The sequence below is a fragment of the Streptomyces sp. CB02009 genome, assembly GCF_001905825.1.
Taxonomy (GTDB): domain Bacteria; phylum Actinomycetota; class Actinomycetes; order Streptomycetales; family Streptomycetaceae; genus Streptomyces.
In genome coordinates this window covers 268,956-292,245 of record NZ_LIVV01000010.1, presented here as the reverse complement: position 1 = coordinate 292,245, position 23,290 = coordinate 268,956, and the positions used below count along the sequence as shown (strand labels likewise).

Here is a 23,290-nt window from a genome sequence, read left to right as displayed (position 1 = left end):
ACCGACGTTAAGGGGGACCACTGACAACGGGCCTTGTCCGCGAACCGAGTTCGCGGGCAAGGCCCGTTCGTCACATCGTCACACCGCGCTCAGATCTCGCCCCGCAGCTTCGCGAGCGCCTCGGCGAGGATCGCCTCGCCGTCCGCGTCGCTGCGTCGCTCACGCACATAGGCGAGGTGGGTCTTGTACGGCTCCGTGCGCGGCGGGTCCGGCGGGTTGTCCCGGTCCTGACCGGCCGGGAAGCCGCACCGTGGGCAGTCCCAGGTCTCGGGGATCGCCGCGTCGCTGGCGAAGCTCGGCTGCGTCTCGTGCCCGTTCGAGCACCAGAAGGAGATGCGGGCGCGGGGCGCCGATTCGCCCCGCTCGGCCTCGCCCATCGGCCCCGCCCCGACCCGGCTTCCCCGGATCGCGTTGCCACTTGCCACGGTCGTAACTCCCTGCGTGATGGTGCTCGAAGATGCCCCAGTCTACGTAAGGCCCAACGCGCGTCCAGTGTTCGGAGTTACCCGTCCAACTTCATCAGCAGACCAAGTACCACAATGCAGGCGAACCACAGCAGACCGACCACGACGGTGATGCGGTCCAGGTTGCGCTCGGCGACCGAGGAGCCACCGACGGAGGACTGCATTCCGCCTCCGAACATGTCGGAGAGGCCGCCACCCTTGCCCTTGTGCATCAGCACGAGCAGCATCAGCAGCCCGCTGAAGACGATGAGGGCGATCGAGAACCCCATAACCACGGCTGGACCAACTTCCTCGGACTTATACGGACGGGGGCCGGGCACCTGCCCGACCCCCGCAAGGGTACGACGTAACTCCGCTACCGCATACTCACTGGTCGCGGAAGCGGACGATCTTGACGAACTCGTCGGCGTCCAGGGCCGCGCCGCCCACCAGGGCGCCGTCGACGTCCGGCTGCGCCATGATCGCGCCGACGTTGCCGGACTTGACCGAGCCGCCGTACTGGATGCGGACCTTGTCGGCCAGCTCCTGCGAGTACAGCTCCGCCAGGCGGCCGCGGATCGCCCCGCAGACCTCCTGGGCGTCGTCGGGGGTGGCGACCTCGCCGGTGCCGATGGCCCACACCGGCTCGTACGCGATCACGATGGTCTCGGCCTGCTCGGCCGGGACGTCCTTCAGACCGCCGTCGAGCTGGGCCAGGGTGTACGCGACCTGGTTGCCGGCCTTGCGGATGTCCAGGCCCTCGCCGACACAGAGGATCGGGGTCACGCCGTGCTTGAAGGCGGCCTTCACCTTGGCGTTGCAGACCTCGTCGTTCTCGGCGTGGTACTGGCGGCGCTCGGAGTGGCCGACGGCCACGTAGGAGCACTTGAACTTGGCCAGCATCGAGCCCGAGATCTCACCGGTGTAGGCACCGGAGTCGTGCGCCGAGAGGTCCTGGGCACCGTACTTGATCTTGAGCTTGTCGCCGTCGACCAGGGTCTGGACGGACCGGATGTCGGTGAAGGGGACGAGGACCGCCACCTCACAGGCGTCGTAGTCCTTGTCGGTCAGGGCGAAGGCGAGCTTCTGGACGTGGGCGATGGCCTCGAGGTGGTTGAGGTTCATCTTCCAGTTGCCCGCCATCAGCGGGGTGCGGGTGCTGCTCATGAAAGGGTCAGTCCTCCAGTGCGACGAGGCCGGGGAGCTTCTTGCCCTCGAGGTATTCGAGGGAGGCGCCGCCGCCGGTCGAGATGTGTCCGAACGCCTGCTCGTCGAAGCCCAGGATGCGGACGGCCGCGGCGGAGTCTCCGCCGCCGACGACCGTGAAGGCCGGGGAGTCGACGAGCGCCTGGGCGACGGCCCTGGTGCCCTCGGCGTAGTCGGGGTGCTCGAAGACGCCCATCGGACCGTTCCAGAAGACGGTGCCGGCGTCGGCGAGCTTCGAGGCGTAGAGCTTACGGGTCTCCGGACCGATGTCCAGGCCCTCCTCGTCCGCCGGGATGGCGTCCGCGGCGACCGTGGTCGGGTTGGCCGGAGCCTTGGTCTTCAGGTCGGGGAACTCGGACGAGACCAGCACGTCGACGGGGAGGACGAACTCCACCCCGCGCTCCTTGGCGCGCTTCAGGTAGTCCAGGACCGCCGGGATCTGGTCCTCCTGGAGCAGCGAGATGCCGACCTCGTGGCCCTGGGCCTTGAGGAAGGTGTACGCCATGCCGCCGCCGATGAGGATGCGGTCGGCCTTCTCCAGGAGGTGGTCGATCACGCCGAGCTTGTCGGAGACCTTGGCGCCGCCGAGCGCGACCACGTACGGCCGCCGGACGTCGTCCGTGAGCTTCTTCAGGACGCCGACCTCGGTGGCGATGAGGTAGCCCGCGGCGTGCGGCAGGCGCGCCGGGAGGTCGAAGACCGAGGCGTGCTTGCGGTGCACGGCGCCGAAGCCGTCACCGACGTAGACGTCGGCGAGGGCGGCGAGCCGGTCCGCGAACGCGCCGCGCTCGGCGTCGTCCTTGGAGGTCTCGCCGGCGTTGAAGCGGAGGTTCTCGATCACGGCCACCCGGCCGTCGGAGAGGCCCGCGACGGTGGCGGTGGCGGACTCGCCGACCGTGTCCGTCGCGAAGGCCACCTCGGCGCCGAGGAGCTCGCCGAGCCGCGCGGCGGCCGGGGCGAGCGAGAACGCCGGGTCCGGGGCGCCCTTCGGGCGGCCCAGGTGCGAGGCGACCACGACGCGGGCACCCGCGTCGGCGAGCGCCTTGACCGTGGGCACGACGGCGCGGATGCGGCCGTCGTCGGTGATGGTGGTGCCGTCGAGCGGCACGTTGAGATCGGCGCGGACGAACACCCGCTTGCCGGAGACGCCTTCGGCGAGAAGCTCGTCGATCGTCTTCATCTGTCACAGACTCCTTGGTACGCGGTGGAGCACACAAACAGGGCTCGCGCAGCGCGGCGTTGCGCTGCCCGAGCCCTGCTCACATCGAAAGCCTGCCCTGAAGTCTAGAGCTGGCCGCCGACGAAGACGGTGAGGTCGACGAGACGGTTGGAGTAGCCCCACTCGTTGTCGTACCAGCCGAGGATCTTGACCGTGTTGCCTTCCTGGACCATGGTCAGGGAGGCGTCGAAGGTGCAGGACGCCGGGTCGCTGACGATGTCCGAGGAGACGATCGGGTCCTCGGTGTAGAAGAGGATGCCCTTGAGGTCGCCGTCGTCGGCGGCCTTCTTGAACGCGGCGTTGACCTCGTCCTTGGTGACCTCGCGGTCGAGCGTCACGACCAGGTCGGTCGCGGAGCCGGTCGGGACCGGGACGCGCATGGCGATGCCGTCCAGCTTGCCCTTGAGCTGCGGGAGGACCAGGGCGGTGGCCTTGGCGGCGCCCGTCGTGGTCGGGATGATGTTCTCCGCGGCGGCGCGGGCGCGGCGCAGGTCCTTGTGCGGGAAGTCCAGGATGCGCTGGTCGTTCGTGTACGCGTGGACCGTGGTCATCAGGCCCTTGACGATGCCGAAGTTCTCGTCGAGAACCTTCGCCATCGGCGCGACACAGTTGGTGGTGCAGGACGCGTTCGAGATGACGTTGTGCTGCGCCGGGTCGTACTTGTCCTGGTTGACGCCCATCACGATGGTGATGTCCTCGTCGGTGGCCGGAGCCGAGATGAGGACCTTCTTGGCGCCACCGGCGATGTGCTTCTCGGCGTCGGCCTTCTTGGTGAAGATGCCGGTCGACTCGATGACGATGTCGACGCCCAGCTCGCCCCAGGGGATGTCGGCCGGGTTGCGCTCGGAGAGCACCTTGATGGTGCGGCCGTCGACGGTGATGGTGTCGGCGGTGTGGGTCACCTCGGCCTTGAGGCGGCCCAGGATGGTGTCGTACTTCAGCAGGTGTGCGGTGGTCGCGGTGTCACCCAGGTCGTTGACAGCCACGATCTCGATGTCGGCACCCTGCTCAAGGAGCGCGCGGAAGTAGTTCCGGCCGATGCGGCCAAAGCCGTTGATGCCTACGCGGATCGTCACGAACCGATCTCCTCGTTAGGTACGCCGGTGTGCTCGACGCCGGCGAGATTTTTGTTTTTTGGGATGTCCCCGACCGCTTACGACCCTACCCCCACAGCACCCCCGTAGTGACATCGACCGCATCCGTACGAGCCCGGAAAGTGAGGGAGAAAGGCCGACGGCCCGTACCTACCAACGGGTACGGGCCGTCGTGGGACCTTTGTCCCCACTACTCTCCGTCAGCGGTGGAGCACCCCGAGGGCACGGCCCACGAGGCGTGCCCGCTCGCCCGCTCCGGGGACCTGCTCCAGGCCGTAGCCGAGGAGGACGGTGTCACGCGTGGTGACCGCGGCCTGCGACTGGAAGAGCGCCGCGGAGCGCGCCCAGTCGGAGCCGTTGCCGGGGCTGCCGGCGGGAGCGCCCGGTACGGTCCACGCGCCGAGGGCGGTCTCGAAGCCCTCCGCCTCGGTGGTGGGCCCGGTGACGAGGCGGGTGTCGTCGACGAACGCCCCCATCTCTCCCGTACCGGGGTCGGAGATGTAGGAGATCGAGAGCTCGACCTTCTTGCCGGCCCAGGCGCTCAGGTCGACGGAGGCCTGCCGCCAGCCGTTGGAGGGGCCGGTGAAGGCGTTCCAGGAGCCGGTGGTGCCGGTGGTGGCGCAGCCGTCCTCGCCGACGGTGAGGTAGTGGGCGAGGAAGGGGTGGCCCCGGACGTAGTAGCCCTCGCCGCAGTCGGCGGGGGCCTCGGTGGAGGTCCCGCCGTTGCGGTCGGGCAGGGTCGTCCAGTCGTCCTGGCCGACGGTGTGGGCCTCGACGACGAGGTTGTCGTAGCCGGGCTCGGTGTCGTAGCTGACCTGGAAGTCCAGGCGCGGTGCCACCGCGGCGGGGACGCCGGTGAGGTCGACGGTCCTGCTGAGCCGGGCCCAGGTGTCGTCGGCGTGCTTGACCGCCGCGAAGGTCGCGCCCTCGGCGGGCTCGAAGGGCATCCGGATGCCCGGGTAGGAGCCGGCGGAGGCGCTGCTCGAGAACTGCGGGAACTCCTTCGGCTTCAGCGTGTCCGAGGTGACGGTGTACGCGCCCGCGTTGTCCAGCGGGTTGTCGGCGGAGGCGCCGAGGCCCGCGCCGATGCCCTTGAAGGCCCCGCTGCCCGCGAAGGCGGGCGGGTTCTTGAGTCCGGCCCGGTGGTAGGCGCCGAGGTAGTACTGGGCGAAGTCGTTGGTCTCGGCCAGGCCGACCTGGGTGAGTCCGCCGGACTTCTCGCCGGTGTTGATCAGCTTGCCACCCTCGTTGAGGTAGGCGCGGACGGCGAGCTGGGTGGCGCCCGAGGGCCGCTCGGCGCCGGTGTACCAGACGACGGTGCGGAAGTGGGAGAGCACGCCGAGCGCGTCCGGGGTGCCCTGGGTGGCGACGTCCCAGACGGCGGCCTTCCGGCCGTTGTCGGCCAGCGCCTTCACGTACGCCGCGGTGTGCCGGGCGGCCGTGGTGCCGCCCTCGTCGGCGAGGACGAGGACGTCGCCGCGGGGCCGCTCGGCCACCGTGTAGCTGAAGGGGGCGGAGGCGGTGGCCCGGCCCTCCCGGGTGCGGGCGGTGAACCAGACCTCGACGGTGTCGCCGGGCCGGGCGTCCTCGACCTCGGCGCGGTACTCGTCGAAGTAGAGGTTGTCCTCGCCTCCGTAGGTCTCGCCGCCCTTCCAGGCGTCGAGCCCCTCGCTGTGGGTGCGGCCGCCGTTGATCCGGTACTTCAGGGTCTTGCCGCGCAGCGACTTCCGCGCGGTGACCGCGACCTCCTGCTCCCCGCCGCGGGCGTAGGAGGTGGTGAAGGCCTTCGGCGTGAAGTCGGGGGCCTCGATGCCGACCGGGGAGACGGGCCGGTCCGGGCGGGCGGCGGTCTCGGCGACGGCGAGCGCGAAGGGGATGTTCTTGGCGAACTCGGCCTGGATCAGCTTCTCGTCGTCGGGGAAGGTGAAGACGGACGCGCAGTCGGCCGCGTTCCAGGCGTCGTTCGGGTCGACCCGGGAGGCGGTGGCGCAGGTCGACATCTCGGGGGTGAACATCTGCATGCCGTTGACGTTGGCGGCGTGTCCGTCCGCCTCGCCGTTGGTGATGTACAGCTCCGAGGACACCTGCGGCCGGTAGCCGGGGACGGCCGAGTTCTGCGGGGTGCCGGCGAGGGCCTTGAGGGCCACGTCGTCGGGGGTGTCGGTGGCGACCTGCCAGCCGACGCCGTACAGCAGGAGCTGGGCGGCGGAGTGGTAGTTGATGCCGTACGTGAAGCCGATGCGCTTCTGGAAGGCGTCGAGGGCCCTGGTCTCGGGCTCCGACATGGGGCCCTTGCCGCGGAAGGTCTCGTCGGCCGGGTCGGGCGAGGAACCCTCGTTGTCGTAGCCCCACTTGTAGGCGAAGTTGCGGTTCAGGTCGACGCCGTCGCCGGGGGTGGTCCGCCCGTCGCCGTCGTTGTCGCGGAGGTTCTTGCGCCACTGCCGGTTGGCGGGGTCGGCGTGCGTGTAGTCGTAGCCGTCCGGGTTGGCGGAGAGCACGAACCACAGCTCGGTGGAGTCGACGATCCGGGTGATCCGCTCGTCCTTGCCGTACCCGTCCAGGTAGTGGTGCATCAGCCGCCGGGTCATCTCCGGGGTGATCCACTCGCGGGCGTGCTGGTTGGACATGTAGAGCATGGCGGGCTTGGAGCCGTCCTTGACCCGCGGAGCGCCCTTGCTCACCTTGAGGGCGAGGATGTCCTGGCCCTTGACGGTCCTGCCGATGGAGACGACCTTGGTGATCCCGGGGTTCGCCCGGGCCGTGTCCAGGATCTCCTGCTTGAGGCCGTTCGGGCCCCCGTACGGGCGGAAGACGCCGTCCCCCGCGGCGGCCACCCGCTTCTCGGCGGAGGCCGTCAGGCTGTGCTCGGCGAGCTCGACGCCCTGGCCGCGCAGCTGCCCGGCCTGCCGGCCGGTGAGGAAGAGCTCGACCGTCGCGGAGCCCTTCGCGGGCACCCGCTCGGTCAGTTCATGGGCGTCGGCACCGGCTTCCAGGAGCAGCGGAACCTGCTCCTTGGTCACCTCGGCGCGCCACACGGAGAGGCCGTCACCGCCGTCCCGGTCGTTCGGCTGCGCTCCGGCGACGGGTGCCGCCGCCATACCCGCGATCAGCAGTGAAGCCGCGGCGAGGATCGATCTCGCTCTACGTCTCATGAGCCCCCCTTGCTGTTGTCGGTCACGAAGGTGAACAGACGCCAGGCTCATGGGCGCCCATGGGCCTGTCAAGGGTGCCTCGCGGGCGTACGAGAAAGCTGCCGGTGCCTCAGAAAGGCACCGGCAGCCCGGAGTTCGCAATTCCGTACGAGGGGGGATCCGGTCAGCCGACCAGGCTGTCGTCCAGCTCCTCGGTCAGGTTGGACTCGGTCCCGGGAATGCCCAGGTCCTGCGCCCTCTTGTCGGCCATCGCCAGCAGCCGCCTGATCCGGCCGGCCACCGCGTCCTTCGTCAGCGGCGGGTCGGCGAGCGCGCCCAGCTCCTCCAGGGAGGCCTGCTTGTGCTCCATCCGGAGCCGGCCGGCCGCCGCGAGGTGCTCGGGCACCTCCTCGCCGAGGATCTCCAGGGCGCGCTGCACCCGGGCCCCCGCGGCGACCGCGGCACGGGCCGAGCGGCGCAGGTTGGCGTCGTCGAAGTTGGCCAGGCGGTTGGCGGTGGCGCGCACCTCGCGCCGCATCCGCCGCTCCTCCCAGGCGAGCACCGACTCGTGCGCGCCGAGCCGGGTCAGCAGCGCGCCGATCGCGTCGCCGTCGCGGACGACGACCCGGTCCACTCCCCGTACCTCACGGGCCTTCGCCGCGATGGAGAGCCGGCGCGCCGCGCCGACCAGGGCCAGCGCCGCCTCCGGACCCGGGCAGGTCACCTCCAGGGAGGAGGACCGGCCGGGCTCCGTCAGCGAACCGTGCGCGAGGAACGCGCCCCGCCAGGCCGCCTCCGCGTCGCAGGTCGCCCCGGAGACCACCTGCGGCGGGAGGCCCCGGATGGGACGGCCCCGGCCGTCCACGAGCCCCGTCTGCCGGGCCAGCTGGTCGCCGCCGGCCACCACCCGCACCACGAAGCGCGAGCCGCGCCGCAGCCCGCCCGGGGCCATCACGATCAGCTCCGAGCTGTGCCCGAAGATCTCCAGGATGTCCCGCTTGAGCCGGCGCGCCGCCATCGCGGTGTCCAGCTCCGCCTCGATCACGATGCGGCCGCTCACCAGGTGCAGCCCGCCCGCGAACCGCAGGATCGACGAGACCTCTGCCTTCCTGCAGCAGGTCCGGGTGACGGGAAGCCGGGAGATCTCGTCCTTCACCGCTGCCGTCATCGCCATGGGCCGATCCTTCCATGCATCCGAAAAATACGGTCGTACGCGGCGGCCAACAGCTCCGGGTCATGCTTCGCGGAGCCGTCGGACCCGGCCACCGGCGCCAGCTCGACCGCGGCACCGAGCCGCTTGGCGGCATCGGCGAGGGGCTCCCTAGCTGACACGTCGGGCACGGCGGCCTCGTCGGCCAGCACCACGTCCAGGGCGAGTTTAGGGGCGTGTCGTCCCAAAACCTCCAAATGACGCTGCGGGGAGAAGCCCTCGGTTTCTCCGGGCTGCGGCGCGAGGTTCAGCGAGAGGACCTTCCGGGCCTTCGTCTCGGCCAGCGCGTCGAGCAGCTCGGGCACGAGCAGGTGCGGGATCACCGAGGAGAACCAGGAGCCGGGACCGAGCACCACCCAGTCCGCGTCCAGGACCGCCTCGACCGCCTCCGGCACCGCCGGCGGGTCGCTCGGCACCAGGTGCACGGACTGCACCTCACCCGGCGTGAGCGCCACCGTCGCCTGGCCGCGCACGGTGTCCACGTCGTCCGGGCGCTCCGGATCATGGCCCTTGACCAGGGCCTGGAGCTCCAGGGGTACGGCGGACATCGGCAGCACCCGGCCCTGGGCGCCGAGCAGCCGGCCCACCAGGTCGAGCGCCTGCACGGGGTCGCCGAGCTGCTCCCAGAGGGCGACGATCAGCAGGTTGCCGACGGCGTGGCCGTTGATCTCGCCCTTGGACTGGAAGCGGTGCTGGATGACCCGGGCCCAGGTCTGGCCCCAGTCGTCGTCGCCGCAGAGCGCGGCGAGCGCCTTGCGGAGGTCGCCCGGGGGCAGCACGCCCAGCTCCTCGCGGAGCCGGCCGCTGGAACCGCCGTCGTCGGCGACGGTGACGACGGCGGTGAGGTCGCCGGTGATCCGGCGGAGGGCGGCCAGGGACGCGGAGAGCCCCATCCCGCCGCCCAGCGCGACCACCTTCGGCTGGGCGCCGCGCCTGCGGAGCGTACGCCGCACCGAGAGGGTGGAGGCACGTCGACGGTACGGCTTCACTCGCGCCCCATGTCCCGGTGCACGACGACGGTCTCGACCCCTTCGGCGGCGATACGGGCGGCGAGCCGCTCGGCCGTGGCCACGGAGCGGTGCTTGCCGCCCGTGCAGCCCACGGCGATGGTCACGTACCGCTTGCCCTCGCGGCGGTAGCCCGCGGCGATCAGCTGGAGCAGCTCGGTGTAGCGGTCGAGGAACTCCTTGGCGCCGGGCTGGTTGTAGACGTAGTTCGACACCTCCTCGTTGAGGCCGGTGAAGGGACGCAGCTCGGGGACCCAGTGCGGGTTCGGCAGGAAGCGCATGTCGACGACGAGGTCGGCGTCGACCGGCAGGCCGTACTTGAACCCGAAGGACATGACGGTGGCCCGCAGCTCGGGCTCCTCGTCGCCGGCGAACTGGGCGTCCATCTTGGCGCGCAGCTCGTGGACGTTCAGGCTGGAGGTGTCGATCACCAGGTCGGCGTCGCCGCGCAGCTCGCGCAGCAGGTCGCGCTCGGCGGCGATGCCGTCGGTGATCCGGCCGTCGCCCTGGAGCGGGTGCGGCCTGCGGACCGACTCGAAGCGCCGGACGAGGGCGTCGTCGGACGACTCCAGGAAGACGATCCGGCGGGTGACCTGCTTGGCGTCCAGGTCGGCGAGGGACTCCCTGAGGTTGTCGAAGAACTGCCGGCCGCGGACGTCCACGACGACGGCGATCCGGGCGACATTGCCCTGGGATCGGGCGCCGAGCTCCACCATGGTGGGGATCAGCGCGGGCGGCAGGTTGTCCACGACGAACCAGCCGAGGTCCTCCAGACACTTCGCCGCGGTGGACCGGCCGGCTCCGGACATGCCGGAGATGATCACCAGCTCGGGAATGGCCGCCTCGGCGCCGTTGTCGCCGGGGGTCTCCTTCGTGCCCGTACTCACGTGTCCTGCTCCGTCTTCTCGGTCGTGCTGGTCTTGCGGTTCGTTCCGGTCCTGCTCGTGCGCGGTCATGCCGTGCCGCCCCCGTCGTCTTCCATGATCTCTCCTGTCGCCGTGTTCACGGCAGGTGCGGCCGGGGCCGCCTGTGCGAGGGCCACGACGACCGCCTCCGCGGTCTTCCGGCCCATGCCGGGTACCTCGCAGATCTGCTCGATTGTCGCCTGCCGGAGCCGCTTCACCGAGCCGAAATGCTTGATCAACGCCTGTTTCCGGGTGTCGCCGAGGCCGGGCACCGCGTCGAGAGGGCTGGTCCGGATGCGTTTCGCGCGCTTGGAGCGCTGGTAGCGGATGGCGAAGTCGTGAGCCGTGTCACGTACCCGCTGGAGGAGGTAGAGGCCCTCGCTGGAGCGGGGCAGCACCACCGGGTCGTCGTCGCCGGGCAGCCACACCTCCTCCAGGCGCTTGGCGAGCCCGCACACCGCGATGTCGGAGATCCCCAGCTCGTCGAGGGCCCGGCGGGCCGCCGCGACCTGCGGCTGCCCGCCGTCGACCACGACGAGCTGCGGCGGGTAGGCGAACCGCTTGGGCCGCCCCGCCTCGTCCGGATCCTCGACGACGCCCTCGGGATCCCACTCCCCCGTCTTCTCCTTCTCCAGGAGATAGCGGCGGAAGCGGCGGCTGATCACCTCGTGCATGGACCGGACGTCGTCCTGCCCCTCGCCGTGCCAGACCTGCGTGTCCCCGACCCGGCCCTTGATCTGGAAGCGGCGGTACTCGCTCTTGCGGGGCAGCCCGTCCTCGAACACCACCATCGAGGCCACCACGTCGTCACCCTGGAGGTGCGAGATGTCGAAGCACTCGATCCGCAGCGGCGCCGAGTCCAGGTCCAGCGCCTCGGCGATCTCCTCCAGGGCCCGGGAGCGGGTCGTCAGGTCGCTGGCCCGCTTCGTCTTGTGCAGGACGAGCGCCTGCTGGGCATTCCGCGCGACGGTCTCCATCAGGTCCTTCTTGTCGCCGCGCTGCGGGATCCGCAGCGAGACGTTGGACCCGCGGCGCCCGGAGAGCCAGGCGGTGACGGCCGCGGTGTCCTCGGGCAGCGCCGGGACCAGGACCTCCTTGGGCACCGTGTCCCCGCTCTCCTCTCCGTACAGCTGCTGGATCGCGTGCTCGACGAGCCCGGCCGTGTCGACGGCCTCGACCTTGTCGGTGACCCAGCCGCGCTGGCCGCGGACGCGTCCGCCGCGCACGTGGAAGATCTGCACGGCGGCCTCCAGCTCGTCCTCCGCGAGGGCGATCAGGTCGGCGTCGGTGGCGTCGGCGAGCACGACCGCGCTCTTCTCCATGGCCCGGCGCAGCGCCTCTATGTCGTCGCGGAGCCGCGCGGCCTTCTCGTACTCCATGTCCTCGGCCGCGATCATCATCTGCTTCTCGAGCCGGCGGATGTACGTACCCGTACGGCCGGCCATGAAGTCGCTGAACTCCTCGGCCAGTTCACGGTGCTCCTCCGGGGTGACCCGGCCGACGCAGGGCGCCGAGCACTTGCCGATGTACCCGAGGAGGCAGGGCCGCCCGGCGGAGGCGGCGTTGCGGAAGACGCCCGCGGAGCACGTGCGGACCGGGAAGACCCGCAGCATCAGGTCCACGGTCTCGCGGATCGCCCACGCGTGCGCGTACGGCCCGAAGTAGCGCACGCCCTTCTTCTTGTGGCCGCGCAGGACCTGGACGCGCGGGAACTCCTCGTTCATCGTCACGGCGAGGTACGGGTAGCTCTTGTCGTCCCGGTACTTCACGTTGAACCGGGGGTCGTACTCCTTGATCCAGGAGTACTCCAGCTGCAGCGCCTCGACCTCGGTCGACACGACGGTCCACTCCACGGACGCCGCGGTGGTCACCATCGTGGCCGTCCGCGGGTGCAGGCTCGTGAGCGGCTGGAAGTAGTTGGCCAGCCGCTGCCGGAGGGACTTCGCCTTCCCCACGTAGATCACCCGGCGGTGCTCGTCGCGGAACTTGTAGACCCCCGGGGAGTCGGGGATCTGACCCGGCTTGGGGCGGTAGCTGGAGGGGTCTGCCATGCTCCCCACCCTACTGGCGGGCACCGACACTCCGGCCTCGCGCACTCGTTGGCGATGCATGGCGAATCAGGTGGCGGGACGGCTGGCGGACCGGGTGTGCGTGATCACGGGCGCGGCGAGCGGAATCGGACGGGCGACGGCGGAGCGGTTCCTCCGGGAGGGCGCGCGGGTGATCGCCGCCGACCTCGACGGGGACCGGCTGGCGACGCTGGCGGGGGTGGTCCCGGTGACCGGGGACGTGTCCCGGGAGGAGGACGCCCGGCGCATGATCGACACCGCGGTGGACCGCTTCGGACGGCTGGACGTCCTGGTGGCGAACGCCGGAGTGATCCCGCTGCTCTCCGTCACGGAGGCGGAGGGCTCCGACTTCGACCGGGTGATGGCGGTGGACGGCCGGGGCATGTTCCTGACCTGCAAGTACGCGATCGAGGCGATGCTCGTCACGGGCGGCGGGGCCGTCGTCTGCACGTCGTCGATCTCGGGCGTGGCGGGACAGGCCCGGCAGGCGGTCTACGGCCCGGCGAAGTTCGTCGCCACCGGCCTGACCAAGCACCTGGCGGTGGAGTGGGCGGAACACGGGATCCGGGTGAACGCGGTGGCCCCCGGCACGATCGAGACGGAGCGGGTGGCGGCGGCCCGCCTGGAACCGGGCGGTCCGGAGTACCTGGCGGAGGTGGCACGCGGCCACCCGATGGGCCGCTTCGGGACGCCGGAGGAGGTGGCGTCGGCGATCGTCTTCCTGGCGTCGGAGGAGGCGTCGTTCATCACGGGCGCGATCCTCCCGGTGGACGGCGGCTACTTGGCCCGCTGACCCGGCCGGAAGAACGTGGCCGGTGGGCCTGTGTCTGCCTGGCGGCCTGGTCGCCTCGCCCCGTGGCCGCGGGTCGCCTGGAAGGGGGTCGCACCGCGCCACGCCTGACTGCGCGACCCGCCGGGGCGGGCCCGATTGGGCCGCGCACCCGCGCCGCACCCGACAGTGTCACCCGCCTCGCGGGCAGCCCCCGCAGCCCTCCGCCGTGTGGCCGCGCCCTCGCTACCACCGCCCCGTGTGGGCAATCGTCCCGCAGGGCGGGACGGGTGGGCACACGGGACGGCGCCCTCGGCGGCGCCCCCGCCCCTTGCGCCTGAACCCGCACCCCAAGCAGCGGTGCACTCCGGGTGCGGGTCAAGGCACGGAAGCCTAGGCCCGGCAACGGGCACCGTTCCGTTGTGCCCACCCGTTCCGCCCCAGCGGAACAGATGCCCACAACGGGGTGGGCGGGCGTGCACCGCCCCGGCGCAACGGCTGACCACGACGAAGGGGTGGCCGCAGGCACGGGGCATCGCCCCGGCGGAACGGGAGGCCACAACAAGGGGGGCGACCGCAGGCGCGATCAGGCGCAGGCACTCCAGCAGGGGCGACTGCCCCCAGTGGAACGGGAGGCCGACGGGGCGGGCACCGTCCTGGGGACGAGTGCCCGCCCCGGGGGCGGAGCGGGTCAGAGCTCCCGGGTGGTGGCCCGGCGCCGCCGGACCGCCGCCACCGACACCAGCAGCAGGGCCAACCCGGCACCCACCCCCGCCGTCGCCGACGCCACGGTCACCGTCGCCCCGGCCCCCGGCTCAGCCGCAGCAGCCGCCACCGCCCCGGCCCTCGGCTCAGCCGCAGGCGCAGTCATGGGCCCCGCCGCCGAGGCGTCCGCCCCGGGCCCGCCGTACCCCCCGGCCGTGCCCTTCTTCGCGTAGGCCGAGCCGGGGAGCTTGTCCCCGTACGCTCGGGCCACCCGCTCCCGGTAGCCGGCCAGGCTCGTCCCGTTCCGGCCGACGGCCCGTACCGCGTCCTCGTCCAGCGGCAGCACCTTCGCCCCCTTCTGGACGTACCACGCGTCGATCTGCGGCTCGCGGAACACGAGCCCGCCGCCGCCCAGCTCCGCGTAACGGATCTCGTCGTCGCCGGTGGCGATGTTGACGACCTGCCAGCCGCCCGCCCGCTCGACGGTCCACAGCGAGGCCTTCTGGCCGTCCGAGGACACGGCCCTGCTGGCCCGGAACTCGACCCGGGCGACGGGCGCCCCCGGCTTCCCGGCGACGAAGTCCGGGGAGAGGATCCGCACCGGCACCGATCGGCCCTCGACGCGCGGCGCGGCCGCGGAGCGGGCGACGGCGCCGTCCCGGGCGAAGAACCGGGACAGGGTGTCCAGGGTCCCCGGCGCGGAGGCGGCCTGTTCGGGGGTGGGCGCGGGCGGCAGGGCCTCGGCGGCGTCCGCCGGGAGCGCCCCGAGCAGGACGAGCGCGGCGGCGGTGAGGAGCCCCGCTCCCGTGGCACGTGCGTTCATCGTCGTCACGCCCCTATCCGGTAGAGCGAGTGGGTCCAGGAGAAGGAGCTGTTGTCGACGTACCAGGCGTGCGAGGCCCAGTTGTAGCGGTCGCTGGAGGGCCAGGGATCGCCCCAGTAGACCCAGCTGTTGGCGTCGTCGTAGCCGTAGATCACGTGCATGTGGCCGCCGCCGCTGGACCACTGGATGCGGGTCTCGACGGGCCGGTCGGCGTTGATCTCGGTCTGGACGGTGGAGTAGCGCAGCCAGCCGGTCACGTAGGAGCCGGGGTTGATGCCGGCCCAGCTGAGGCCGGTCTGGACGTTGCCGAGGGTGGCCTGGTTGTTGGGGCAGTCGTAGCCCTGCTGGCGGTTGAAGGCGGCGTTGCAGAACTGGTTCTGGCTGTAGTTCCGGCCGAACCAGGTGGCGATGGTGTTGCCGCCGGCCGCCCAGCACCAGTTGGTCTTCTGCTGGGCCTGCATGGTGATGTTCAGCCGCTTGGAGCCGAGGGCGGCGACGTCCTCGCCGGCGGGTGCGGCGGACGCCGAGGTGGTGGGGACGAGAAAGAGGGCGGCTGCGGCGAGTGCCGCGAGGTTCAGCTTTCTTCTGCGCATCGCGTTCCTCCCTGGAGCGGGGGGTGGGGTGTGGGGGTGGGGGGTGGAGGATCGCGTCCGGACGCTGGTCAGGAGCATCGGCCGTTGTCCGGATCCGGTCAACACGCTTCAATGCGGGGTGACATCGGACTGTGAACGGTGTGACCCGGGTGTGAACGGACGCCCCCGGTCCACCTGCCCGCCCACCCCACGCGGCACCACACTCCGCTCCCCCACCGTGAACGTTCACTGAGGAGTCCTCGTGAGCCACACCGAGGCCGATCTGGTGCAGCTCCTGCACACCGGCCCCTTCCATCTGGCGCTGCGCACCGCGCTGGCCGTGCGGGGGCTGCCGCTCCAGCGGGTCCAGCACCATCTCGCGCATCGGGGCGTCAAGGTCGGGGTGACGAGTCTGAGCTACTGGCAGCAGGGTGCCCGCCGTCCCCAGCGGCCGGAGTCGCTCAAGGCGGTCCGCGCGCTGGAGGAGGTGCTGCAGCTGCCGGGGAACTCGCTGCTGCGGCTGCTCACGGAGGACGCGTCCGCGCGGTCCGAGGTGGAGCGCCCGGCGGCCCGTTCGTACCGCTCGCTCGTGGAGGCGTCCGGCTCCGTCGAGGAGCTCCTGGCCACGCTGGAGTCACCGACGGACGGCGGGCTGCACACCGTGGGGCACCACGAGCGGGTCCGGGTCGGGGCCGGCCGGGAGCTGGTCGGGCGCGAGTCGCAGCAGGTCGTGCGGGCGCACCGGGACGGCGTGGACCGCTATCTGGCCATCCACCACGGGGATCCGGGCTGCGACCCGTCGCGGGTCGAGGTGCGGGCGGCGGAGAACTGCCGGACGGGGCGGGTGCGGTGGGACGCGGGGACGGGGGTGCTGGTGGCCGAGCTGCTCTTCGACACCCGGCTGCGCGCCGGGGACACGTACCTGTTCTCGTACGGCTTCGAGGACGGTACGGGGGGACCGAGCGGGGAGTACGTACGCGGGTTCAGCTTCGCGGGCGGGCAGTACGTGCTGCAGGTGCGCTTCGACGAGGCGGCGCTGCCGGTGCGGTGCCGGCGGTTCGCGCAGGCGTCGGCGGGTGCGCCGCGCGGCGGCCGTGCGGAGCTGACCGTGAGCGGCCGGCACCGCACGGTGCACGTCGTGGAGCAGGGGGTGCGCCCGGGGATCCTGGGGATCGATTGGGACTGGAGCTGACGGGGCGGGAGCCCTGCGGGACCCCCAGGGGGACTGGCCCGATGTGGTCGGGCCGCGGTGAGCCGTTCAGGCCTTCGGTGCGGACTCCGGGCCCGCGATCAGCTTGCCGTTCTCGACGCGGACCGGGACGGCGGGGAGCGGGACGGTCGCCGGGCCCTTGAGCGCCTTGCCGGTCGTCACGTCGAAGCGGCTGCCGTGGCAGGGGCAGTTGCCCTCGTTGTTCTCGATCTTGTCGAGGACGCAGCCGGCGTGGGTGCACTGGGCGCTGAACGCCTTGTACTCGCCCTTGGCCGGGCAGCTCACCACGACCTTCTGCTCGCGGTAGAGCTTGGCGCCGCCGACGGGGATGTCGTCCGGGGCGCCGAGGTCGACCGGTGCGGTCGGGGTCGGGACCCCGGCGTGGCCGAGCTTGGATTCGGTGGAGCAGGCGGCGACTCCCAGCCCGGCGGCACCGGCGAGAGCGGCGCCCTTCAGTACGGTGCGGCGGCTGGACTGGCCGGACATGGGCGCTCCACGGTGGATCGGGGCAAGGCGTGACCGAACCGACGATACCGGCGCGGTGCCCGGCGCCGACGGCCGGGCCCGGGGTCCGTCCCGGACCCCGTCCGGGGTCCGGGACGGACCCCGGACGCGCGGGCAGGGCCCCCCGAGGAGGGGGCCCTGCCGGGAACGTCAGGCCTTGCGGGCCCGCGTCGTCGCCTTCTTCGCGGCGGCCTTGGTGGCGGTCGCCTTGGTGGCGGTCGCCTTCGTGGCCGACTTCGTGGCGGCCGACTTCGTGGCAGCCGTCTTCGTCGCCGCGGCCTTCTTGGCGGGTGCCTTGGCCGGGGCCTTCTTCGCCGCCGTCTTCCTGGTCCCGCGGGCAGCCGGGACGGTGACCCCGGCGTCGCTGACCCGGTCCGCGCCGAGGATCTCGCGGAGGAACTTGCCGGTGTGGCTGGCCGGGACCGAGGCGACCTCCTCGGGCGTGCCCTCGGCGACGACCAGGCCGCCGCCGCTGCCGCCCTCGGGGCCCATGTCGATGAGCCAGTCGGCGGTCTTGATGACATCGAGGTTGTGCTCGATGACGATCACCGAGTTGCCCTTGTCGACCAGTCCGGAGAGGACCTTGATCAGCTTCGAGATGTCCTCGAAGTGCAGACCGGTGGTCGGCTCGTCCAGGACGTAGACCGTGCGGCCCGTGGAGCGCTTCTGGAGCTCGGAGGCGAGCTTCACGCGCTGTGCCTCGCCGCCCGAGAGCGTCGGCGCGGACTGGCCGAGCCGGACGTATCCGAGGCCGACCTCGTTGAGCGTGCGCAGGTGGCGCGCGATGGTCGGGACGGCCTCGAAGAAGTCCAGGGCCTCCTCGATCGGCATGTTCAGGACTTCGGCGATGGACTTGCCCTTGTAGTGGACCTCCAGGGTCTCCCGGTTGTACCGGTCGCCGTGGCAGACCTCGCACGGGACGTAGACGTCCGGGAGGAAGTTCATCTCGATCTTGATCGTGCCGTCGCCGGAGCAGTTCTCGCAGCGGCCGCCCTTGACGTTGAAGGAGAACCGGCCGGGCAGGTAGCCCCGGACCTTGGCCTCCATCGTCTCGGCGAAGAGCTTGCGGACGTGGTCGAAGACGCCGGTGTACGTCGCCGGGTTCGACCGCGGGGTGCGGCCGATCGGGGACTGGTCGACGTGCACGACCTTGTCGACGAGGTCGTCGCCGTCCACGCGCGTGTGCCGGCCGGGCACCGACTTGGCACCGTTCAGCTCGCGGGCGAGGTGGGTGTAGAGGATGTCGTTGACCAGGGTCGACTTGCCGGAGCCGGAGACGCCGGTGACGGCGGTGAGAACGCCCAGCGGGAAGGACACGTCGATGTCCTGCAGGTTGTTCTCGCGGGCCCCGTGGACGGTGAGCCGGCGGCCGGGGTCGACCGGGCGGCGGATGTCCGGGGTGGGGATCTCCCGGCGGCCGGACAGGTACTGCCCGGTCATCGACTCCTCGTTGCCGAGGAGCTCCTTCAAGGTGCCGGAGTGGACGACCTTGCCGCCGTGCTCGCCGGCGCCGGGGCCGATGTCGACGATCCAGTCGGCGACCTTGATGGTGTCCTCGTCGTGCTCGACGACGATGAGCGTGTTGCCCATGTCCCGGAGCCGTACGAGGGTCTCGATGAGCCGGTGGTTGTCGCGCTGGTGGAGGCCGATGGACGGCTCGTCGAGCACGTACAGCACGCCGACCAGGCCGGAGCCGATCTGGGTGGCGAGCCGGATGCGCTGGGCCTCGCCGCCGGAGAGGGTGCCCGCGGCGCGGTTGAGCGAGAGGTAGTCGAGGCCGACGTCGACGAGGAAGCGGAGCCGCTCGTTGACCTCCTTGAGGACCCGCTCGGCGATCTTCTTGTCCCGGGCGTTCAGCCTGAGGCGGGAGAGGAACTCGGCGCAGTCGCTGATCGACATCGCGGAGACCTCGGCGATGGACTTCTCCATGACCGTGACCGCGAGGACGATCGGCTTGAGGCGGGTGCCCTCGCAGGTGGGGCACGGCACCTCGCGCATGTAGCCCTCGAAGCGCTCGCGGCTGGAGTCGCTCTCGGCCTCGGTGTGCCGCCGCTTGACGAAGGAGACGGCGCCTTCGAAGGCCGGCGTCGTGTACGCCCGCTCGCGGCCGTACCGGTTGCGGTAGCGCACCTCGACCTGGGTCTTGTGGCCGTGCATCAGGGCCTTCTTGGCGCGCTGCGGCAGTGCCGCGTACGGCAGGTCCGTGCGGAAGCCGAGGGCCTGCGACAGACCGCCGATGAGCCGGCCGAAGTACTCCTTGGTGTGGCCGTGCGACCAGGGGTGGATCGCGCCCTCGTCGAGGGACTTGTCCTCGTCGGGGACGATCAGCTCCGGGTCGACCTCCATGCGGGTGCCGATGCCGGTGCAGTCGGGGCAGGCGCCGAACGGCGAGTTGAAGGAGAAGGAGCGCGGCTCCAGCTCCTCGAAGGAGAGGTCGTCGTACGGGCAGTAGAGGTGCTCCGAGTACATCCGCTCGCGCTCGGGGTCGTCCTCGGCGAGGTCGACGAAGTCGAGCACGACCATGCCGCCGGAGAGTCCGAGCGCGGTCTCGACGGAGTCGGTGAGGCGGCGCTTGGCGCTGTCCTTCACGGTGAGGCGGTCGACGACCACCTCGATCGTGTGCTTCTCCTGCTTCTTCAGCGTCGGCGGTTCGCTGAGCTGCACGGTCACGCCGTCGACGCGGGCGCGGCTGTAGCCCTTGGTCTGGAGGTCGGCGAAGAGGTCGACGAACTCGCCCTTGCGCTCGCGCACGAGCGGGGAGAGCACCTGGAAGCGGCTGCCCTCGGGGAGTTCGAGGACCTTGTCGACGATGGCCTGCGGCGACTGGCGGGAGATCGGCCGGCGGCACTCGGGACAGTGCGGCTTGCCGATGCGGGCGAAGAGCAGGCGGAGGTAGTCGTAGACCTCGGTGATGGTGCCGACCGTCGAGCGCGGGTTGCGCGAGGTCGACTTCTGGTCGATGGAGACCGCGGGCGACAGACCTTCGATGAAGTCGACGTCCGGCTTGTCCATCTGGCCGAGGAACTGTCGGGCGTACGAGGAGAGCGACTCGACGTAGCGGCGCTGCCCCTCGGCGAAGATCGTGTCGAACGCGAGGGAGGACTTGCCCGATCCCGAGAGCCCCGTGAAGACGATCAGGGAGTCACGCGGGAGGTCGAGCGAGACGTTCTTGAGGTTGTGCTCACGAGCGCCACGAACGATGAGACGGTCGGTCACGCCGGTCCGCACCTTTCTTGAGAGAGCGGAGGCACAGGGAGTGCGGGTCGCAGAGATGTCTGGAGTGCCTGAGTACCCAACAACCAAGGATGCCGGATGCTTCCGTCGAGCCTATAGCACGTACATTCGATTTCCGGCCTCGATCGCACCGCTTCACCCGATCGAGTGGCGGCGCTAGGGTCGGCGCCATGATCGACCATGTGCGTGACCTGGCCTCTGTACGTGAAGCGACCGAGCGACTCCTCGCCGCAGCCTCTTCCCTGGACAACGCGGCACTGGCCGAGCCGTCACGGCTTCCCGGCTGGACCCGTGGCCATGTCCTGGCCCACCTCGCCCGCAACGCCGACGCTCTGGTGAACGTCCTCCGGGGCCGGCCCATGTACGAGGACGCCGCGACCCGCGACGCCGACATCGAGCGCGACGCCCCGCGCCCGCTGGACGTCCACGTCGCCGACCTGCGCGAGAGCGCCGAACGCTTCCAGGCCGTGGGCGCCGAGCCCGCCGACTGGGCGCGGACCGTGGAACTCCGCAACGGCGTCACGGACGCGGCCGCCCGCATCCCCTTCCGCCGCTGGGTCGAGGTGGACCTGCACCATGTCGACCTGGGGATCGGCTACGACCTCGAGGACCTTCCCGAGGAGTTCGTCCTGCGGGAGATCGCCTTCCTCGCCGACCGCTGGTCCGGCCGCCCCGAGGTCCCGCCGGTGACGCTCCGCGTCGGGTACGAGGAGAGCGGCCCCGGTTGGACGACCGGCGGCACCGACGGCGCCCCCGTCGTCCTGGGCGGGCCCGCCGCGGAGCTGCTCGGCTGGCTCTCCGGCCGCGACGTCAAGGGCGCCCGTCTCACCGTCCTCGAGGGCGACCGCCTTCCGGAGCTCCCGCCGCTGTAGTCCCGGCGGGAGCCGTCCCGCCCGCCGCCGCGGTCCCGGCGGGAGCCACCCCGCCCGCCGCTGCCCGGCGATAGTCTGAGCGCATGACGTACAGCGGAGTGGTGAAGGTCGGCGGCGCGGCGGACGTGCACGAGCTGACGGACCTGATGATCTCGAAGGTCGCGGTCGGCCCGATGGACAACAACGCGTATCTGCTGCGCTGCCGGGCCACCGGCGAGCAGCTGCTGATCGACGCGGCCAACGACGCGGACACCCTCCTCACGCTGATCGGTGACGACGGCATCGCGTCCGTCGTCACCACCCACCGGCACGGGGACCACTGGCAGGCGCTCGCCGACGTGGTCGCCGCGACCGGCGCCGTGACGTACGCGGGCGCGTACGACGCGGAGGGCATCCCGGTGGCGACCGACGTGCCCGTCGAGGACGGCGACACGATCCGGGTGGGGCGGGTCGAGCTGACCGCGCGCCGCCTGGTCGGACACACCCCGGGCTCGATCGCCCTCGTCTACGACGACCCGCACGGCCACCCGCACGTCTTCACCGGCGACTGCCTCTTCCCCGGCGGGGTGGGCAACACCTGGAAGGACCCGGAGGCCTTCGCGAGCCTGATCCACGACGTGGAGACCAAGCTCTTCGCGGTCCTCCCCGACGAGTCCTGGATCTACCCGGGCCACGGCAAGGACACCACGCTCGGTGACGAGCGGCCCTCGCTCGCCGTGTGGCGCGAGCGCGGCTGGTAGCCCTGCGGGGAGCCCCGCGGAGGCGGAGAGCGCACGGCTGAGCAGCCATGTGCTCCCGCACGCCCCCGTAACCCGGATGGCGGCGGGGTAGTTGGCGCGACATGAGCCTCAGTAACGCTCCGTCGCCACCTCCTCCCCCTCCTCCCCCGGCTGCCGCGGCCCCGCCCGCCGCGCCCGCCGCGCCTTCGATGGGCAGGCTCGCCGGCGCCTCGCTCGTCGGCACCGCCATCGAGTTCTTCGACTTCTTCGTCTACGGGACCGCCGCCGCCCTCGTCCTGGGGCCGCTCTTCTTCCCGACCTTCTCCCCGCTCGCCGGGACCCTGGCCGCCTTCGGCACCTTCGCCGTCGGCTTCGTGTCCCGTCCGCTCGGCTCGGTCCTCTTCGGCCACGTCGGCGACCGGTACGGACGGCGCCCCGTCCTCTTCGCCTCGCTGCTCCTGACCGGCTGTGCCACGGTCGCGGTCGGCTGCGTCCCCACGTACGGGACGATCGGCATCGCGGCACCCGTGCTGCTGCTCGTACTCCGCTTCCTCCAGGGCCTGGGCCTCGGCGGCGAGTGGGGCGGGGCCGTCCTGCTCACCGCCGAGCACGCCCCCGCGGACCGGCGGGCGCTCTGGTCGAGCTTCCCGCAGATCGGCCCGTCGATCGGCTTCCTGCTGGCGAACGGGGTGATGCTGGCGCTCTCGGCCGGCCTGAGCGACGCGGACTTCCGCTCCTGGGGCTGGCGGGTGCCGTTCTGGGCCGCCGGCGTGCTCGCGGCGGTCGGGCTCCTGCTGCGCTCCTCGCTCGCGGAGACCCCGCAGTTCGAGAAGCTGTCCGCGGCCGGGCGGACCGCGGGCGCCCCGCTGGCCGAGGTCGCCCGGGACCACTGGCGGCTCGTGCTGCTGACCGCAGGGGCGCTCGCGGTCGGGTACGCCACCTTCTACGCGGTCTCCACCTGGGCCCTGGCCTACGGCACCGAGCGGCTCGGGGTGAGCAGCACGGTGATGCTGACCTGTGTCATGGCGGCGGTCGCGCTGCAGGGCGCGGCCACGCCGTTCGTGGCGGTCCTCGCCGACCGCTGGGGCCGCAGGCCGCTGTGCCTGGCGGGGTGCGCGGCCTCCGCGCTGTGGATGGTCCCGATGGTGGCCCTGCTGCACACGGCGCGGCCGCTGCTGATGTTCCTGGGCATCCTGGGCGCGCTGCTCGCCTTCATCACGATGTTCGCGGTGGTGGCCGCGTACCTCCCGGAGCTGTACGAGCCCCGCGTCCGCTGCACCGGGGCCGCCCTCGGCTACAACCTCGCGGGGGTCCTGGGCGGCGCCCTCACCCCGATCGTCGCCACCGCGCTCTCCGACGGGGGCTCGGGTCCGCCCTGGGGCGTCGCGGCCTATCTGACGGTGGTCGCCCTGGTCAGCCTCGGCTGCTTCGCGCTCCTTCCGGAGACGCTCCCGTCCAGGGCCGGGGCCGGGGCCGGGGCCGAGCGGCGGGCGGAGCCCGAACCGGCCTCGGCCTGAGGACGAGGACAGGGGGGACAGCTCTGCGAGGACGCGGAGGCGGCTGCCCGAGGACGGGGAACGGCGACGGCCGGCCGGGGA

Annotated in this window: 19 protein-coding genes; 5 read left to right on the top strand and 14 right to left on the bottom strand. The window is 71.6% G+C overall.

Features of this window, described 5'->3' with window-relative positions; translation table 11 throughout:
• Positions 1 to 89: 89 nt before the first annotated feature.
• From AMK27_RS34000 to uvrC, 10 genes are all read right to left on the bottom strand, one after another.
• On the bottom strand, positions 90 to 425 hold the full coding sequence (locus AMK27_RS34000; RefSeq protein WP_071891222.1) for an RNA polymerase-binding protein RbpA: 336 nt from the start codon (positions 423 to 425) through the stop codon (positions 90 to 92).
• Positions 426 to 502: 77 nt separating this feature from the next.
• Entirely contained in the window at positions 503 to 733 is a 231-nt protein-coding gene (gene secG, locus AMK27_RS33995; protein ID WP_017238647.1) for a preprotein translocase subunit SecG, read from the bottom strand.
• Between the two features lie 97 nt (positions 734 to 830).
• Complete coding sequence (tpiA, locus tag AMK27_RS33990) at positions 831 to 1,610, bottom strand: triose-phosphate isomerase (protein WP_073917151.1); 780 nt, start codon at positions 1,608 to 1,610, stop codon at positions 831 to 833.
• A 7-nt stretch (positions 1,611 to 1,617) separates the two neighbouring features.
• A complete protein-coding gene (locus tag AMK27_RS33985) occupies positions 1,618 to 2,829 on the bottom strand; it encodes a phosphoglycerate kinase (protein ID WP_073917149.1) in 1,212 nt (403 codons plus the stop codon).
• Between the two features lie 104 nt (positions 2,830 to 2,933).
• Positions 2,934 to 3,944: a type I glyceraldehyde-3-phosphate dehydrogenase gene (gene gap, locus AMK27_RS33980; RefSeq protein WP_073917146.1), complete on the bottom strand. Its 1,011-nt coding sequence runs from the start codon at positions 3,942 to 3,944 to the stop codon at positions 2,934 to 2,936.
• Between the two features lie 218 nt (positions 3,945 to 4,162).
• Positions 4,163 to 7,114 carry a M14 family metallopeptidase gene (locus tag AMK27_RS33975; RefSeq protein ID WP_073917143.1) on the bottom strand — a complete coding sequence of 984 codons (2,952 nt, stop codon included), beginning with the start codon at positions 7,112 to 7,114 and terminating at the stop codon, positions 4,163 to 4,165.
• Between the two features lie 163 nt (positions 7,115 to 7,277).
• Positions 7,278 to 8,267 (bottom strand): DNA-binding protein WhiA, encoded by a 990-nt coding sequence (whiA, locus tag AMK27_RS33970; RefSeq protein ID WP_030205188.1) that lies wholly within the window; start codon positions 8,265 to 8,267, stop codon positions 7,278 to 7,280.
• Entirely contained in the window at positions 8,258 to 9,292 is a 1,035-nt protein-coding gene (locus AMK27_RS33965) for a gluconeogenesis factor YvcK family protein (RefSeq protein ID WP_073917140.1), read from the bottom strand. Before AMK27_RS33965 ends, whiA begins: the two co-directional genes overlap by 10 nt.
• Positions 9,289 to 10,266, bottom strand: coding sequence for an RNase adapter RapZ (gene rapZ, locus AMK27_RS33960; RefSeq protein WP_030322480.1), 978 nt, complete (start codon positions 10,264 to 10,266; stop codon positions 9,289 to 9,291). Before rapZ ends, AMK27_RS33965 begins: the two co-directional genes overlap by 4 nt.
• Positions 10,263 to 12,266, bottom strand: a complete 2,004-nt coding sequence (gene uvrC, locus AMK27_RS33955) for an excinuclease ABC subunit UvrC (protein WP_073917137.1) — start codon at positions 12,264 to 12,266, stop codon at positions 10,263 to 10,265. The genes rapZ and uvrC overlap by 4 nt, the downstream gene beginning before the upstream one ends.
• A gap of 58 nt (positions 12,267 to 12,324) precedes the next feature.
• Here uvrC and AMK27_RS33950 point away from each other — a divergent pair, with 58 nt between their 5' ends.
• Positions 12,325 to 13,077 carry an SDR family NAD(P)-dependent oxidoreductase gene (locus tag AMK27_RS33950; RefSeq protein ID WP_073917134.1) on the top strand — a complete coding sequence of 251 codons (753 nt, stop codon included), beginning with the start codon at positions 12,325 to 12,327 and terminating at the stop codon, positions 13,075 to 13,077.
• 667 nt (positions 13,078 to 13,744) lie between these two features.
• Here the strand turns inward: AMK27_RS33950 and AMK27_RS33945 are convergent.
• On the bottom strand, positions 13,745 to 14,581 hold the full coding sequence (locus AMK27_RS33945) for a hypothetical protein (RefSeq protein WP_382507202.1): 837 nt from the start codon (positions 14,579 to 14,581) through the stop codon (positions 13,745 to 13,747).
• Between the two features lie 5 nt (positions 14,582 to 14,586).
• Positions 14,587 to 15,174 carry a papain-like cysteine protease family protein gene (locus AMK27_RS33940; protein WP_073917129.1) on the bottom strand — a complete coding sequence of 196 codons (588 nt, stop codon included), beginning with the start codon at positions 15,172 to 15,174 and terminating at the stop codon, positions 14,587 to 14,589.
• 241 nt (positions 15,175 to 15,415) lie between these two features.
• On the opposite strand from AMK27_RS33940, the gene AMK27_RS33935 reads away from it, so the two are divergent.
• The gene (locus AMK27_RS33935) at positions 15,416 to 16,345 is read left to right on the top strand and encodes a hypothetical protein (RefSeq protein WP_073917126.1); all 930 of its coding nucleotides are present in this window, start codon (positions 15,416 to 15,418) and stop codon (positions 16,343 to 16,345) included.
• 66 nt (positions 16,346 to 16,411) lie between these two features.
• On the opposite strand, the gene AMK27_RS33930 is transcribed toward AMK27_RS33935, so the two are convergent.
• Both AMK27_RS33930 and uvrA read right to left on the bottom strand, forming a co-directional pair.
• Positions 16,412 to 16,849: a Rieske (2Fe-2S) protein gene (locus tag AMK27_RS33930; RefSeq protein WP_073917123.1), complete on the bottom strand. Its 438-nt coding sequence runs from the start codon at positions 16,847 to 16,849 to the stop codon at positions 16,412 to 16,414.
• Positions 16,850 to 17,017: 168 nt separating this feature from the next.
• Positions 17,018 to 20,083 carry an excinuclease ABC subunit UvrA gene (gene uvrA / locus AMK27_RS33925; RefSeq protein ID WP_073917121.1) on the bottom strand — a complete coding sequence of 1,022 codons (3,066 nt, stop codon included), beginning with the start codon at positions 20,081 to 20,083 and terminating at the stop codon, positions 17,018 to 17,020.
• Between the two features lie 188 nt (positions 20,084 to 20,271).
• Between uvrA and AMK27_RS33920 the strand changes: the two genes are divergently transcribed.
• The 3 genes from AMK27_RS33920 to AMK27_RS33910 all read left to right on the top strand — a co-directional run bounded on the left by AMK27_RS33920 (position 20,272) and on the right by AMK27_RS33910 (position 23,209).
• Complete coding sequence (locus tag AMK27_RS33920; RefSeq protein ID WP_073917118.1) at positions 20,272 to 20,973, top strand: maleylpyruvate isomerase family mycothiol-dependent enzyme; 702 nt, start codon at positions 20,272 to 20,274, stop codon at positions 20,971 to 20,973.
• Positions 20,974 to 21,056: 83 nt separating this feature from the next.
• A complete protein-coding gene (locus AMK27_RS33915; protein ID WP_073917116.1) occupies positions 21,057 to 21,713 on the top strand; it encodes an MBL fold metallo-hydrolase in 657 nt (218 codons plus the stop codon).
• 188 nt (positions 21,714 to 21,901) lie between these two features.
• Positions 21,902 to 23,209 carry an MFS transporter gene (locus AMK27_RS33910; RefSeq protein WP_073917113.1) on the top strand — a complete coding sequence of 436 codons (1,308 nt, stop codon included), beginning with the start codon at positions 21,902 to 21,904 and terminating at the stop codon, positions 23,207 to 23,209.
• The last annotated feature ends 81 nt before the right edge of the window (positions 23,210 to 23,290 follow it).